This is a genomic window from Rhizobium sp. BK316, assembly GCF_014193695.1.
Lineage (GTDB): Bacteria > Pseudomonadota > Alphaproteobacteria > Rhizobiales > Rhizobiaceae > Rhizobium.
The window spans coordinates 937310-951669 of the sequence record NZ_JACHZR010000001.1 but is presented as its reverse complement, the minus strand read 5'-3'; the positions used below and the strand labels follow the sequence as shown (position 1 = coordinate 951669).

The 14360-nt window shown below is 58.1% G+C and carries 13 protein-coding genes; 8 read left to right on the top strand and 5 right to left on the bottom strand.

Going from position 1 to position 14360, the window contains the following annotated elements:
- Positions 1-25 precede the first annotated feature (25 nt).
- Entirely contained in the window at positions 26-952 is a 927-nt protein-coding gene (locus tag FHT87_RS04215) for an ArsR family transcriptional regulator (RefSeq protein WP_183725691.1), read from the bottom strand.
- 308 nt (positions 953-1260) lie between these two features.
- On the opposite strand from FHT87_RS04215, the gene ugpC (FHT87_RS04210) reads away from it, so the two are divergent.
- Positions 1261-2337 (top strand): sn-glycerol-3-phosphate ABC transporter ATP-binding protein UgpC, encoded by a 1077-nt coding sequence (gene ugpC, locus FHT87_RS04210; RefSeq protein WP_183725689.1) that lies wholly within the window; start codon positions 1261-1263, stop codon positions 2335-2337.
- Between the two features lie 51 nt (positions 2338-2388).
- Here the strand turns inward: ugpC (FHT87_RS04210) and FHT87_RS04205 are convergent, their stop codons facing one another.
- The 4 genes from FHT87_RS04205 to FHT87_RS04190 form a co-directional block, all read right to left on the bottom strand.
- Positions 2389-3231: a carbohydrate ABC transporter permease gene (locus FHT87_RS04205; RefSeq protein WP_183725687.1), complete on the bottom strand. Its 843-nt coding sequence runs from the start codon at positions 3229-3231 to the stop codon at positions 2389-2391.
- Positions 3228-4112, bottom strand: a complete 885-nt coding sequence (locus FHT87_RS04200) for a sugar ABC transporter permease (RefSeq protein WP_183725685.1) — start codon at positions 4110-4112, stop codon at positions 3228-3230. The genes FHT87_RS04205 and FHT87_RS04200 overlap by 4 nt, the downstream gene beginning before the upstream one ends.
- A 90-nt stretch (positions 4113-4202) precedes the next feature.
- Complete coding sequence (locus FHT87_RS04195) at positions 4203-5477, bottom strand: extracellular solute-binding protein (RefSeq protein WP_183799707.1); 1275 nt, start codon at positions 5475-5477, stop codon at positions 4203-4205.
- Positions 5478-5535: 58 nt separating this feature from the next.
- Positions 5536-7044 (bottom strand): alpha-N-arabinofuranosidase, encoded by a 1509-nt coding sequence (locus FHT87_RS04190; protein WP_183799704.1) that lies wholly within the window; start codon positions 7042-7044, stop codon positions 5536-5538.
- A gap of 371 nt (positions 7045-7415) precedes the next feature.
- Between FHT87_RS04190 and FHT87_RS04185 the strand changes: the two genes are divergently transcribed.
- From FHT87_RS04185 to FHT87_RS04155, 7 genes are all read left to right on the top strand, one after another.
- Positions 7416-8138: a FadR/GntR family transcriptional regulator gene (locus FHT87_RS04185; RefSeq protein WP_183799701.1), complete on the top strand. Its 723-nt coding sequence runs from the start codon at positions 7416-7418 to the stop codon at positions 8136-8138.
- Positions 8135-9301, top strand: a complete 1167-nt coding sequence (locus FHT87_RS04180) for a PLP-dependent transferase (protein WP_183799698.1) — start codon at positions 8135-8137, stop codon at positions 9299-9301. Before FHT87_RS04185 ends, FHT87_RS04180 begins: the two co-directional genes overlap by 4 nt.
- 35 nt (positions 9302-9336) lie before the next feature.
- Positions 9337-10596: a sugar ABC transporter substrate-binding protein gene (locus FHT87_RS04175; protein WP_183799695.1), complete on the top strand. Its 1260-nt coding sequence runs from the start codon at positions 9337-9339 to the stop codon at positions 10594-10596.
- Between the two features lie 94 nt (positions 10597-10690).
- On the top strand, positions 10691-11626 hold the full coding sequence (locus FHT87_RS04170) for a sugar ABC transporter permease (RefSeq protein WP_183799692.1): 936 nt from the start codon (positions 10691-10693) through the stop codon (positions 11624-11626).
- Between the two features lie 3 nt (positions 11627-11629).
- Positions 11630-12460, top strand: coding sequence for a carbohydrate ABC transporter permease (locus tag FHT87_RS04165; RefSeq protein ID WP_183799689.1), 831 nt, complete (start codon positions 11630-11632; stop codon positions 12458-12460).
- A 4-nt stretch (positions 12461-12464) separates the two neighbouring features.
- Positions 12465-13523 carry a sn-glycerol-3-phosphate ABC transporter ATP-binding protein UgpC gene (gene ugpC / locus FHT87_RS04160; protein ID WP_183799686.1) on the top strand — a complete coding sequence of 353 codons (1059 nt, stop codon included), beginning with the start codon at positions 12465-12467 and terminating at the stop codon, positions 13521-13523.
- Between the two features lie 72 nt (positions 13524-13595).
- Entirely contained in the window at positions 13596-14348 is a 753-nt protein-coding gene (locus tag FHT87_RS04155) for a metallophosphoesterase (RefSeq protein ID WP_183799683.1), read from the top strand.
- The last annotated feature ends 12 nt before the right edge of the window (positions 14349-14360 follow it).

Here is a 14360-nt window from a genome sequence, read left to right as displayed (position 1 = left end):
TCGGAGACCCTGCTGGCGACCGTGATCAGACATGCAATCGCATAACGATATCGCGACCGTAATTGCCGAAATTGCGACCAAAAATGTTAACGCCCCCGGTATGGCGGGCATCCTCCGCAATGCCGACCCTCAGCCGTATAGAAGAGTGCTGGGCAAGCGCGAGATCGTTTATCGTCACTTCTGATGCGGGAGCGCCGTCAACAAAGGTCCCCCTACGTGATATATGCCACGTCTTCTGCATCCCATATTGCGAGCCCTCCAGCTTCCACCATGGTGGAGTAAACGCACCTCGCTTATCGCCGTTGTCACCAGGCGAAGTCCACGTTCCGATGGCCACTCCATTGACCCAAAGTGTTATATCCGATGGCCAGTCGGCGTTCGTGCCCGGCACTTCCGACGAGAGTTCCAGAGAGAACTCGATTGCACGGATATCCTTGTTAAGGACTCTGGCATTGTTGGGGAATTTGTATTCCACATATCCCCTGCCGAACCAGATGAGCCCGGCCTGCATGCGCTGCGGATCAAGAAAGTAATCCGGAACGTCAAGGGGACCGATGACGCTTTCGGTGGAACAAAGTCCGCACGGCGCGTAAACGTCACAACTGGTATACAGCCCGACCGGCATCTCGACCTCGATAACATCATCAAGCCGTTGAGCCGCGGTCTTTTCGAAACTGATGACGATCTCACTGTAGATCGCTGAGCAGATTTTTTGGTTCCCTTTCCGTGCTTTGGCGAGCCGGGACTCGACGAGCCTCGCGTCTTCCAAAATCTGTATTCCAGTAGCAACTGTCGATTGGGGAAGGGAAAGGGCACGCGCAATGTCATTGATGTTCATCGGCCCTTCTGCGCAAAGAAGTTTAAGCATATCAACCCTCGCGGGTGCCGAGAGCGCGCGTATAGCGTCACTGTTCTCGCCAGCGAAAATTGTTAAAAACGCCCGCTCCATCATGTCCCCATGTTTTGCTCATGTGTATATCGGAAATTATGATGTATCAAGGGCGCCGGTCGGCCTGCTAGTCAGGCGGCCCAAGGAATAGAATTTTAGGGCAAACAGTGCGATCCGGCTGCTGTACGAATGCCGCTCAGCCAAGCCCGTCCAGCCTTGATTAAGACTGCGCAACGTCGCCGGTATACCGGGTACTCGAGTGTCCGTTTCGCGAGCGGCTGGAGAGAAGTCACAACAGAATGGTCGTAACCTACTGATATCTTGACTTCTGGTATATACCGGAAAGAATGGTTTTAATCGGGAGGAACTTCATGGCAGAAATCAGGCTTGAAAATGTCACCAAGAGCTTCGGCAATGTCAAAGTCATCGAAGATATATCCCTGACGATCCGTTCCGGAGAGCTCATGGTTTTTCTCGGACCCTCGGGCTCGGGAAAATCAACGTTGCTGCGGATGATCGCTGGGCTTGAAACGATTACGAGCGGGGCCTTGAGCATCGACGGTGTGCGAAGCGAGACGTTGGCGCCAGGTCAGCGCCGGCTGGCCATGGTTTTTCAGAACTACGCGCTCTACCCGCACATGACGGTTCGGGACAACATGGCCTTCGGCTTGCGAAACATAGGCATGCCAGAAAAGGATATCGACCTGCGCGTTGCCGAAGCGGCGCGGATGCTGGAGATGGATGCGCTACTTGGGCGAAGGCCTGCCCAGCTTTCGGGTGGCCAGCGCCAGCGCGTCGCAATCGGTCGTGCAATCGTCAAGGACCCAACAGCTTTTCTCTTAGACGAGCCCCTCTCCAACCTCGACGCTGCGCTGCGCGTACGCACCCGCGTGGAACTTGCCGAGCTTCACCAGCGCATGAAGTCGACGATGATCTATGTAACGCACGACCAGACTGAAGCTATGACGCTTGCCGACCGTATTGTTGTACTAAACAATTGCAGGATCGAACAGATCGGCACGCCGATGGAGGTTTATCTCAGGCCAGCATCGAGATTTGTCGCGGGGTTTGTCGGCAGTCCTGCAATGAATTTTCTCCCTGTGGACCTGCTACCCGAAGGAATTTTGCGGCTAGGAGACGGAGCCGAATTGAAGATCTCGCCGCCGCCGTCAGGCCCGGGTCGCTACGAACTCGGCATCCGGCCGGAAGCCGTACGGGCCGTTGAAGGCGAAGGTGCCAGCGCACGGGGCAGTGAGGCCAAAGTCGGTGTCGTGGAGCGGCTCGGCGATCGAACGCTCCTCTATTGCAGCTTGAAGGATGGCAGCGAGGTCATTGCACAGGATGGAGGACGTTGCAATGTTCAGCCGGGCGATACCGTCTTCATCTCATTCGACATGACTGCCGTCCATCTCTTCGACAAGGACGGAAAGGCGCATCACGTACACTGAGGAGCAAAATCTCTTCTTATACGGAACGGCAGCTCTTGCTGACGTTCCGTATCATCCCTTGATGCCGGCTGACAGGGTAATTGCTTCTGTCACGCGCCGCTGAAACACCAGATAGGCGATTGCCACCGGCAGGCCGGCCAGCACGGCTGCAGAGAGTTGCCGGGCATAATAGACCCCGAAGGCATCGTTGACCTGCGTAATACCGACGGTGATGGTCATCATGTCGGTCTTCGTCACGGCAAGGAAGGGCCAGAGAAAGGCGTTCCAAGACCAGATAAAGGTGACGATCGCAAGTGCCGCCGTGACACCCCAGTTCATTGGCATGTAGACCCGCGTCAGGATGCGCCATTCAGAAGCATTGTCCATGACAGCGGCCTCGCGAAAATCCTTCGGCACTCCATCGAAGAACTGCTTGTAGACGATGATGATCACAGGGTGGATCAATTGCGGAAGTACGATGCCGCTCCATGTGTTGAGAAGCCCGAGGCTTGCCACAAGTTCGAAGTGATTGACGATCATGGTTTGCATAGGGACCATGAAACTCGCCAGGATTAGCCACCAGAGTGGGCGGCGGAGCGGAAATTCGAGCTGCGATATCGCATAGCCGCAAAGAAGCGATGAAGCGACGGTCAGTACGGTGATCGCCAGTGCCGTCACGATCGAGTTCAGATACCAGGTCCCGATCTGGGTCTGAGTCAGTGCGAAGACATAATGCGAGAGGGTGAAGGTGTCTGGCCATAGTTCGATGTAGGGCCTTACCACTTCGTCTTCCGGTTTGAGCGACGAGACGACGCCCCAATAGAGCGGGAACGCCCAGAGCACGGCGATGACGACGGTCGCCAGCGTGATCGCAAAACCTGCCACATTTAAGCGCTGGACAGTTGTTGAGGTCATCGCGCGCCTCCCTTCGACAGACGTGTGAGCTGGAAGTTGATGACCGAGACGACGATAACGATCACGAAAAGGACGACTGCAGCCGCGGCGGCACGACCTCCCTGGTCGGACTGGAACGCGCGTTGGAAGACATAATAGACCAGGACAAGGTTGTCGTTGGGGCGGCCACCAGTCGAAAACAGGTAGACCTGGTCGAAGATCTTTAGCTGTAGGATCAACTGTATGGTGAGCACCAAGGCCGTAATCGGCCACATGAGCGGCCATGTAACTTGCCGGAACGTCGCCCAGCGGCCGGCATTGTCGAGAGCGGCCGCTTCATAAATCTCGGCGGGGATTGAACGAAGACCGGCAAGAAACAGAAGGATGGAGAAGCCGGCAGTCCACCAGATGGTGATGAAGGCGACGGCGGGCATAAACCAGCCTGTCGACTTGAAAACTGGGACCCGGCTTATCCCTATCATGTCAAAGAGATACATTGCGATTCCGAACTGGAAGTTCAAAGTCCAGTCCCAGATCAGGTAGACGACCGACACGGGCAGGATATAAGGCAGAAAAAACAGCGCCAGGACGAAGGCCTGCATCCGGCCTGCAAGCCGATTGATGCCGAGAGCAATGGCAAAGGCAGTAAATGTCCCAGGTACAACCGTTAGCAAGACAAAATAGGCTGTGTTCCACAGTGCAGTGTCGAAACGCCGTTCACCCCAGAGGCGCACATAGTTATCGAAACCGACATACGCGCCGCTGCCGATCAGAGGAGCGTCCGTGAAACTGGTCAGGAAAAGTCTGATCAAAGGGTAGATAAAGACCAGACCGTATATCGCCACAAAAGGCGCAACCAGTACCGCGGCGATCAAAGCCTCGCTTCGTTTATTCCTGAGCATGATTAATGCAAGCTTCCTTCGTTCCAATAAGGGGATCGTGAGGGCTGCTGACAGGTCGGAGCAATGTGCCGCGACCTGTCGTAGAAGGTGTTAGAGATCGTTGAGTTCGGTCTTGATCTCCTCGACGGCTTTAGCCGGATCCATCTCATTGTTGAGAGTTGGAACGAAGTAGTTGGACATCACATCGAAGATCGGTCCGGCCACGCCGGCGAGTGGCGTCTTTGGATCGAAGATCATGTTGGCCGTCAGAGGAGAATAGGTAGCGTTCGGCTGCATGGCTTTGTATTCAGCACTCTGGGTGACCGGTCCATAGGCAGGGATGTGGCCTGCACTTGCCCAGTAAAGCGAGTTCTTCGAAAGCCAGGAAATGACTTCCAGCACGGCTGCTCTTTTGTCCGCCGTCATGTCCTTTCCTTTGTTGGCGGGAATGGCAAAGGTATGGCTATCTGCGTAGGTCGAGGCATGCTTGAAAAGCACGGGAAGCTCGACGGCACCCCATTCAAAGAGTTTGCCCTGCTTGTGAAGGTCGACCATGGTCGGCACTTCCCAAACCCCATTGATCATCATTGCGGCCTCGCCTGATGTGAAAAGTGCGACAGTCGCGGGATAATCGGTATATGTCGATTGCAGGCTTTCCTTGGTCCACCCCTGGAGGAGGGCAAGCGCGTTTTGCAGTTTCTGCGCGTTGTCACCCGCGAGGAATTCGCCGTCGGTCAGAAGTTCTCCGTCCTGCTGACCCATCAAGGAGTAGATTGTCCGGAACATGAAGTTGCCATCGGCGGTTACCGACCCAAGCGGGAATTTTACGCCGGCTTTCTTCAGCCCCTGCAGAGTTGCCTCGAAATTTTCCCGGCTGTCGAGCCCCTTGGGCTTGCCGTCCTCGGTCAGCAGACCCGCTTTAGCCAGGATATCCTTATTGTAGTAGAGCACGATCGGATGGGTGTCGAAGGGAACGGCATATTGTTTGCCGTCTATCGTAACGGCATCCCACGTGGTTTCGGCATAGTCATCTTTCGCAAGACCCATCTTGGACCAGTCGTCAGCAGTTATTTCCTGGAGAATCCCCTGCTTCACCGCCAGGGGAATCCGGCTGGCGTGATAAGTCATGATATCGGGTGCTTCGCCGACCGAGGCTGCGGTCTGAACCTTGGAGTAAAACGGCGTGCCCCATTCCAGCGTGGTCGCCTCGATCTTGATTTTCCCTTCATGGGCCTTGTTGAAATCGGCGATCATCTGCTTCATGCGCACGCCGTCACCACCGCTGAGAAAATCCCACCAGGCGACCGTTTCCTGTGCATGGGCAGCGGACCCGCACAGTGCAGTTGCGACCACAATGCACTTAGCGAGCTTCAGCATTCTGAACATGATATTTTCCTCCCTTTTTGCTCGCGGCCTCCCGCCGCCAACATGTTTCACTACAAAGTCAAAGCGTGATCCTGATCATCGAATAAGAGTATGGAGGCACGGTGACCTGCACGCCATTGCTGGAGATGGTCGCGCCCTCGACCTTCATCGGGGCAACTGTGTCCGGCGCATCCTTGGTGTTGCGAGCCTCCAGATCATCGTGCTTGATCAGCGTATGCTCGACGCTGCGGACTTTGCCGAACCCCTCCACAGAGAGATCGATCGTCATGGCCTCCTCGCCGTGGCGATTGATCGCAAAGAAGGTCAGCGTACCCGCATCCCCGTCATGAACGCCGGCGATGTCCAGGTAGGAGACACCGGCGGCGATATCGGCGTCGTACCTGGCGCAATCGACATCGAGCCGAAGGGCGGTGCCGCGTCCATAATTCGACGCGAACTGGAATGGAAAGTAGATGGTCTGGCGCCAGGCAGCGCCGCCCGGTGCGGTCATAATCGGCGCAATGACATTGACCAACTGCGCTATACAGGCGATCCGGACGACGTCCGATCGGCGGATGAAGGTATTGAGTATGCAGCCGACCTGAAGCACATCCTCGAAATTATAGATGTCTTCCAACAGCACGGGCGCATGCGGCCAGTCCCACTCCTTCATTCGCTTGGCATCGCTACGACGCTCGTGATACCAGACGTTCCATTCGTCGAATGAGATGCGAACATTCTTCTTGGAGCGCTTCTTCGCCTTCACATAATCGATAACGCCACCGACCGTGCCGATATACCGATCGAGTTTCTCTGGCAGGGCCAGAAACTCCGAGGTCTTCTTCTCGTAGTTCTCGAAATACATATGCAGCGAGATGTAGTCGACCTGATCGTAGGTCTCTTCCAGAACCGTCGCCTCCCACTGGGGGTAGGTCGGCATGTCGGAATGTGAGGAGCCGCAGACGACGAGCTCCAGGCTATCGTCGAAGGCACGCAGCGCCTTGGCCGTCTCGTTTGCGAGGTGGCCGTATTCCACTGCGGTCTTGTGCCCAACCTGCCAGGGGCCGTCCATCTCATTGCCGAGGCACCAGAGTTTGACGTTCCATGGATCGGCTTGTCCATTTTTGCGACGAAGGTCAGACCAGTAGCTGCCGCCTGGATGGTTGACGTATTCGACGAAGTTGCGAGCGTCATCAAGCCCGCGGGATCCGAGATTGACGGCAAGCATCATCTCGGTGCCCGCAGCCTTCGCCCAACCCGCAAATTCGTGAATGCCTACCTGATTGGACTCGGAAGTCCGCCAGGCCAGGTCGAGCCGTGTCGGACGCTCACTTTTTGGGCCGATACCGTCTTCCCAATTGTAAGCCGATACAAAGTTTCCGCCGGGATAGCGGCAGACTGGCGTATCAAGAGCGCGAACCAGTTCAAGGACGTCCTGGCGCATGCCAGACTCGTCGGCTGTTGGGTGCCCGGGCTCGTAGATGCCCGTGTAGACGGCCCGTCCGAGATGTTCAAGGAACGACCCGTACAATCTCTTGTCGATATCGGCTACCGTATAACGCGCGTGCGCTGTGACTCGAGCCTCCATATTCCTCCCCACCATTCATATCAGTTTATTTGGTTTATATCCGTCAGAGGCATAGTAAGCGCTGAGCGTGTGCGTTCGTCAAGAGGGTAACGCAACTTGCTCGGCCCTAAAATGCACAAATGCCGCGTGTATCGTTAGGCGGCGCTTGCGCCGGCGGCCTGTGGCCGAGATTGCAGGTGATCACTCCCAAGCCGCTTTCGAACCCGAACAGCGTTGTGGTGAGTGAGTTCTTTTTGGGCCATGAAACCCGCTTCCGGCCCACTTCAGGGCTGCCAAAAATATCGCCTTGACGCTGCTTCAGCTTTCAGAAATGCTAAGATGTCAGACCAATTTTTAAAGGTCGGCTGCCTTAGAAAAGAGCTTGGGGAGCCATGAAGGCAAATGGTACCGACAGGCCGGTGATCCGGCCGCTTCCGGCGATTGACCGCGCCCGTCAAGTGACGGATGCGCTGGCGCACTATGTCGAGGATGCCCGGCTTCAGGCGGGTGACCGGCTACCGGCGGAGCGCGAATTGATGGCTGCCCTTGCCGTCGGGCGTTCCACCATTCGCGAGGCAATCCGGCATTTTCAGGCGCTTGGCGTGATTGAAACACGCAAAGGCAGTGGAACTTATCTGCTGAAACCGGTTTCCCGGGACACGGTCCACATGTCGCTGTCGCTCGATACCGCGCATCTGCGTGACGTGTTGCTGCAGACGCTGGAAGTTCGCCGGGGCATCGAATGCGAGGCTGGCATGGTCGCTGCACGGCGGCGTACGGCGAAGGACCTCATGGTCATCGAGGAGAAGCTCGACGACATGGAGCGGGTGCATATCGCCAAGGGGACATCCGGGCCGGAGGACTTGGCCTTTCACCTCGCCGTCTACGACGCCACCCACAATCCGTTGTTTCGCCAGCTGCTCGAACAGATGCGCGAGACCTTCGAGCGCTTCTGGACGCACCCTTTCGATCGGCAGGATTTTGCCCGCCGCTCCTTTCCCTTTCATCGCACCCTTTTCAATGCCATCGCCGCCCAGGACACCGAGGCGGCGCGGCGTGAGACGCTGAAAATCCTCGACGTGGTCGAGGAAGACATCAAGGAAATGTCCCGATGACTGACGGCCTCGAACCGTTCGACCTTGCTTCGCTGATCACCGCCCACGACGAAGGAAACTTCGCCGAAGCGGTCGTTCCGCCGATCTTCCAGACCTCGCTTTTCACTTTTTCAGATTATGACGACATGATCGCCTCCTATCGCGGCGAAAAGGTACGGCCGATCTATACGCGTGGCCTCAATCCGACCGTGCGCATGTTCGAGGAGATGCTGGCAAAGCTCGAAAGGGCCGAGGATGCGCTGGGTTTCGCAAGCGGCATGGCGGCGATCTCTTCGGCCGTGCTGAGCTTCGTGGAGCCGGGCGACCGTATCGTCGCCGTCAAGCATGTCTACCCCGACGCCTTCCGCCTCTTCGGCACGATCCTGAAGCGCATGAAGGTCGAAGTGACCTATGTCGACGGCAGGGACGAAGAGGCTGTCGCCAAGGCGCTGCCCGGTGCGAAGGTCTTCTATATGGAAAGCCCGACGAGCTGGGTCATGGAAGCCCATGATGTCGGCGGGCTGGCAGCCCTGGCAAAGAAACACGGCGTCGTCACCATGATCGACAACAGCTGGGCGAGCCCGTTCTTTCAGCGGCCCGTGACGCTCGGCGTCGATCTCGTCATCCATTCCGCCTCCAAGTATCTCGGCGGCCACAGCGATGTGGTTGCCGGCGTTGTGGCCGGCTCGAAGGAGATGATCGCCCGCATCAAGGCTGAAGCCTATCCTTACCTCGGCGGCAAGCTCTCTCCCTTTGATGCGTGGCTGTTGATCCGTGGCCTGCGCACCCTGCCGATCCGCATGCGGGCGCATGAGACGGCGGCCGTGACGATCGCGCAGCGCCTGCAGGCGCTCGACGTCGTCGAGCAGGTCTGCCATCCGGGCCTTGCCAACCGCCTGCCTGCCGGACTCAACGGCACGTCGGGCCTCTTCTCTTTCATATTCCGCGAAGGCATCGACATCAGAGCCTTCGCAGATCACCTCAAGCTTTTCAAACTGGGCGTAAGCTGGGGTGGACATGAAAGCCTGATCGTACCGGGCGAGGTGGTGCTGCAGCAGAAGGCACAGCCGAATTCCGCACAAGCCTTCGGCATCAGCCCACGATCTGTGCGCCTTCATATCGGCCTCGAAGGAACCGAGGCCCTGTGGAGGGATATCGAGGAGGCGATAGCTGCCGCCTCGTAACCGAAACCTCACAAACAACCAGGAGGGGAACTAAAATGAAAAAGCTTATAATTTCAACGCTCTTCGCCACGATGATGGCAGGCACGGCTTTTGCGGATACGACGCTGAAGCTGGTGGAGGTCATCACCAGTCCTGAGCGTACCGAGACGCTGAAATCGATCGTCGGCAAGTTCGAAGCCGCCAATCCCGGCACCAAGGTCGATATCATCTCGCTGCCCTGGAACGAAGCGTTCCAGAAGTTCGCGACCATGGTCTCGGCAGGCGATGTGCCCGACGTGATGGAAATGCCCGATACCTGGCTGTCGCTCTATGCCAATAACGGCATGCTCGAAAGCCTTGAGCCCTATCTCGCAAAGTGGGAGCACACCAAGGAACTGACGCCGCGCGCGCTTGAACTCGGCCGCGACGTCAACAACACGGCCTATATGCTGCCCTACGGCTTCTATCTACGTGCCATGTTCTACAACAAGAAGCTGCTCGCGGAAGCCGGCGTCAAGGAACCGCCGAAGACGATGGAGGACTTCACCAAGGCGTCAGAAGCCGTCTCCAAGCTCTCGGGTAAATATGGCTACTGCATGCGCGGCGGCCCGGGCGGTCTGAACGGCTGGATGATCTTCGCCGCCTCCATGGCCGGCGACAACAAGTACTTCAAGGAAGACGGCACCTCGACCATGAACAGCGAAGGCTGGGCAAAGGGCATCGAGTGGATGGTCGATCTCTACAAGAAGGGCTATGCGCCGAAGGACAGCGTCAACTGGGGCTTCAACGAAGTCGTCGCCGGCTTCTATTCCGGCACCTGCGCCTTCCTCGACCAGGATCCGGATGCGCTGATCGCGATTGCCGAACGCATGAAGAAGGAAGATTTCGGCGTCATGCCGCTGCCGAAGGGGCCGGCTGGCAAGTCCTATCCGACCATCGGCTACGGTGGCTGGTCGATGTTCACGACGAGCCAGAACAAGGATCTCTCCTGGAAGCTGATCGCTACCCTCGAAGGGCCTGATGGCAACATCGAGTGGAACAAGAAGATCGGCGCTCTGCCGGCCTATACGGCAGCCGAGAAAGATCCCTTCTATGCTGGTGACCAGTTCAAAGGCTGGTTCGAGGAACTGGCCGACAAGGACACCGTCCCGACGGTCATGCCGACCTATCTTGAGGAATTCGCCTTCTTCAAGGATTCCATGGCGATCAAGACCTCGCAGCAGGCGCTGCTCGGCGACATCTCTGCCAAGGACCTTGCCGATCAGTGGGCCGACTACCTCACCAAGGCACAGCAGAAGTTCCTTGCCAAGAAGTAAGGCAGGCTACTGAAACGGCGGCGGAATTCTTCCGCCGCCGCTCATTCAACGACAGACGGCGCCTCGAAGCGTCGCGAGGGAAAGCATCGGGTTAATGACCATCACCGCCCATACGCTCGAGTTACGCCCCGACCGCCGGCCATGGCTGCGCCGTCTGGCCGATGCCTCGGAGCCTTATCTCTACAGCGCGCCGTCGCTGATCCTGATCATCGCGGTCATGCTGGTGCCGCTGGTGGTCGGCGTTTCCTATGCCTTCCGCGATATCCAGCTTCTCAATCCCTTTTCCGGCGGCTTCGTCGGGCTAGAGCATTTCCGCGAACTCTCCCAGGACAAGGCCTTTTATGGCGCCTTGCGAAATACGCTCTGGTGGACCGGCGCTTCGGTCATCCTGCAGTTTGTCTTCGGCCTCATCCTGGCCCTTCTGCTCGACAAGCCTTTCTGGGGCAGGGGTGTTATCCAGGCGCTGGTCTTCCTGCCCTGGGCCGTGCCGTCCTTTCTCGCTGGCTTGAATTGGGCCTGGCTCTTCAATCCGGTCATCGGGCCGATCCCGCATTGGCTCTTTGCGCTCGGGCTGATGAGCGAGCCGGGCAATATCCTCTCCGATCCGCAATATGCGATGTGGGGACCGATCATCGCCAATGTCTGGTGGGGCATTCCATTCTTCGCCATCACGCTGCTCGCCGCCCTGCAGGCAATCCCGCGCGATCTCTATGAGGCGGCCTCGATCGATGGTGCCGGCTGGTTCCAGCGCTTCTGGTCGATCACCCTGCCGTTCCTGGCGCCGACGATCGCCATCACCGTGATGCTGCGTACCGTCTGGATTTCGAACTTCGCCGATCTGATCGTCGTCATGACCGGCGGCGGGCCGGCGGATCGTACCCAGATCGTTGCGAGCTACATCTTCACCCAGGCCTTCAGGCGCCTCGATTTCGGCTATGCCTCGGCGATCGCCCTGGTGCTGCTGATCCTGCTTCTGGCCTATTCCATGCTGATCATCCTGCTGCGGCAGAGCCTGCTTGCCAAGGATTGAGCCATGAGACGATCCATTCTTCCCATCATCGCGCACCGTCTGGCGATCCTCGTCTATGTCGTTTTCGCGCTTTTCCCGCTCTTCTGGCTGCTGAAGGTCTCGGTTACGCCAAACGACCTGCTCTATACGGAGGGCGTGCGCATGTGGCCGTCGCGGACCACATGGGAGCACTACAGCTTCGTGCTGGAGCACAGCGCCTTCCCGACCTTCTTCAAGAACAGCCTGATCGTCTCGGCTTCGACGGCTATTGCGGTGACGATCTGCGCCTCGCTCTCCGGCTACGCGCTGTCGCGCTTCAGCTTCCGGGCGAAATATTGGATCATCGCACTGATGCTGCTGACCCAGATGTTTCCGCTCGTCATGCTGGTGGCACCGATCTTCAAGATCCTGTCGCCGCTGCACCTGACAAACAGCCTGACGGGCCTCGTCATCGTCTACACCGCCTTCAACGTGCCTTTCGCGACCTTCCTCATGCAGTCCTTCTTCGACGGCATTCCGAAGGATCTGGAAGAGGCGGCGATGATCGACGGTGCCACCCAGTTCACGGCCTTCCGGCAGATCATCCTGCCGCTGACGCTGCCGGGCATTGCGGCGACCCTCGGCTTCGTCTTCACGGCGGCCTGGAGCGAGCTGCTCTTCGCGCTGATGCTGATCAACGGCAATGACGCGGCCACCTTCCCGGTCGGTCTTCTCACCTTCGTCTCCAAATTCTCCGTGGATTTCGGGCAGATGATGGCAGCGGGCATCATGGCGCTCATCCCGGCCGGCCTCTTCTTCCTGCTCATCCAGCGTTATCTCGTCCAGGGCCTGACGGCCGGCGCGGTCAAGGGTTAGTCACATGGCATCGATCGACATCAAGAATATCAAGAAATCCTACGGCCATTTCCCGGTGCTGCACGGCGTCGACCTGGAGATCAAGGACGGCGAATTCGTCGTGCTGGTCGGCCCGTCCGGCTGCGGCAAGTCCACTTTGCTGCGCATGATCGCAGGTCTCGAAGAGGTCACAGCCGGCGAGATCCGCATCGCCGGCAACCGTGTCAACGAGCTGCATCCGAAGGACCGCGACATCGCCATGGTGTTCCAGTCCTATGCGCTTTATCCGCACATGAACGTCGCCGGCAATATGAGCTACAGCCTGAAGCTCAGGAAGACGGCGAAGGAGAAGATCGCCAGTGCGGTGGCGAGTGCCGCCTCCAAGCTCGGCCTCGATCCGCTGCTGGAGCGCCGACCGAAGGCGCTCTCCGGCGGCCAGCGTCAGCGCGTCGCCATGGGCCGTGCCATCGTGCGCCAGCCGAAAGCCTTCTTGTTCGACGAGCCGCTCTCGAACCTTGATGCGCGCCTGCGAGAGCAAATGCGCGCCGAAATCAAGAAACTGCATGGCGACCTCAAGGCAACCTCGATCTACGTGACCCACGACCAGATCGAGGCGATGACGCTGGCGGACCGGATCGTCGCCATGCATGGCGGGGTCGTGCAACAGGTCGGCAGCCCTCTGGAGCTCTACGACCGGCCCGCCAATCTCTTCGTCGCCGGTTTCATCGGCTCTCCAGGTATGAATTTCCTGGATGCAAATTACGATGCCGGTGGAGTGAAGCTGAAGGACGGCACGATCGTGCCTCTCAACAGATCGCTGCCTTTGTCGAACGACGAGAAGGTGACGCTCGGCATCCGGCCGGAACATGTCGTCATGACGAATGACGGAGCCGGAATTGCCGCCGATGTCGAGCTCGTCGAGCCGACGGGCTTCGGCATCATCCTGCATCTTTCGCTGCATGGCCTGCCGTTCAAGATCTTCACGCTCGATCGCGAGGCGCTGAGCGCGGGACCAAAGGTCAACGTCGCCTTTCCGGCCAAGCACCTGCATGTGTTCAACGGCGAGGGCAATCGCGTCGATTGAACGGAGGGAAGGCGATAGAATGCAACGGTCGCTTTCGGCATACTGCCTTCCTTGGGAATCGAGGGGCACGATATGCTTGTTGCACAGATATCCGATATCCATGCCGGACCGGACAGTCCGTCGCTGCTTGTATTCGAAAGGGCGATCGATTGGCTGAAGGCATTCCGGCCCGATGCCCTCGTCCTGACCGGAGATCTGGTGGATGACGGATGGCGGGAGGGCTATCGCCGCATTGCGCAAAGCCTGCGATCGCTGGATTTTCCTGTCTATCTGTTGCCGGGCAATGGCGATGATCAATCCGTGATGCGGGGCGAACTTGCCGGGATCGGCAACTGGGCTGGCACATCCGTCCCGATGCATTTCCATGCAGCTCTCGCTGATGTGACCCTTGTTGGGATCGATGTAACGGTAGCCGGACAAAGCTATGGTGACATCCTGCCGCATCTGCCGTGGCTGGGAAGTACGCTTGCCGATGCGGCGACACCCGTTCTCGTCTTTATGCATCAGCCACCGTTCGAGATCGGCATAGAGATGCTGGATCAGGTCGGATGTAGGAATGGTGATGCACTTCTTGAGGCTTTGAAAGCGGTGGAACGTCCACCACTTGGCATTCTCTGCGGCCATGTTCACCGGCCCGTTCTCAGCAGAACGGGATCGATCGTCCTTCAGACATGCGGTTCGCTTTGTCCGCCCAATCCGCTGCTGCTGGGAGATCGGGGCGATCTTCCCGTTCTCGACGCCTCCTCCTTTCTGGTGCACGAGGTCAGGAACGACCGGCTGTTGTCGCATATTGTGTCGATGCGGTCGCTCGCCGAGGGTGGATGAGTTGGATTGAGC

What these genes read in the sequence shown, in the direction of transcription:
- FHT87_RS04155 (WP_183799683.1), top strand. Translation starts at nt 13,596, where the DNA reads ATGCTTGTTGCACAGATATCCGATATCCATGCCGGACCGGACAGTCCG.
- FHT87_RS04165 (WP_183799689.1), top strand. Translation starts at nt 11,630, where the DNA reads ATGAGACGATCCATTCTTCCCATCATCGCGCACCGTCTGGCGATCCTC.
- ugpC (WP_183725689.1), top strand. Translation starts at nt 1,261, where the DNA reads ATGGCAGAAATCAGGCTTGAAAATGTCACCAAGAGCTTCGGCAATGTC.
- FHT87_RS04205 (WP_183725687.1), bottom strand. Translation starts at nt 3,231, where the DNA reads ATGACCTCAACAACTGTCCAGCGCTTAAATGTGGCAGGTTTTGCGATC.
- FHT87_RS04170 (WP_183799692.1), top strand. Translation starts at nt 10,691, where the DNA reads ATGACCATCACCGCCCATACGCTCGAGTTACGCCCCGACCGCCGGCCA.
- FHT87_RS04180 (WP_183799698.1), top strand. Translation starts at nt 8,135, where the DNA reads ATGACTGACGGCCTCGAACCGTTCGACCTTGCTTCGCTGATCACCGCC.
- FHT87_RS04195 (WP_183799707.1), bottom strand. Translation starts at nt 5,477, where the DNA reads ATGTTCAGAATGCTGAAGCTCGCTAAGTGCATTGTGGTCGCAACTGCA.
- FHT87_RS04190 (WP_183799704.1), bottom strand. Translation starts at nt 7,044, where the DNA reads ATGGAGGCTCGAGTCACAGCGCACGCGCGTTATACGGTAGCCGATATC.
- FHT87_RS04185 (WP_183799701.1), top strand. Translation starts at nt 7,416, where the DNA reads ATGAAGGCAAATGGTACCGACAGGCCGGTGATCCGGCCGCTTCCGGCG.
- FHT87_RS04200 (WP_183725685.1), bottom strand. Translation starts at nt 4,112, where the DNA reads ATGCTCAGGAATAAACGAAGCGAGGCTTTGATCGCCGCGGTACTGGTT.
- FHT87_RS04215 (WP_183725691.1), bottom strand. Translation starts at nt 952, where the DNA reads ATGATGGAGCGGGCGTTTTTAACAATTTTCGCTGGCGAGAACAGTGAC.
- ugpC (WP_183799686.1), top strand. Translation starts at nt 12,465, where the DNA reads ATGGCATCGATCGACATCAAGAATATCAAGAAATCCTACGGCCATTTC.
- FHT87_RS04175 (WP_183799695.1), top strand. Translation starts at nt 9,337, where the DNA reads ATGAAAAAGCTTATAATTTCAACGCTCTTCGCCACGATGATGGCAGGC.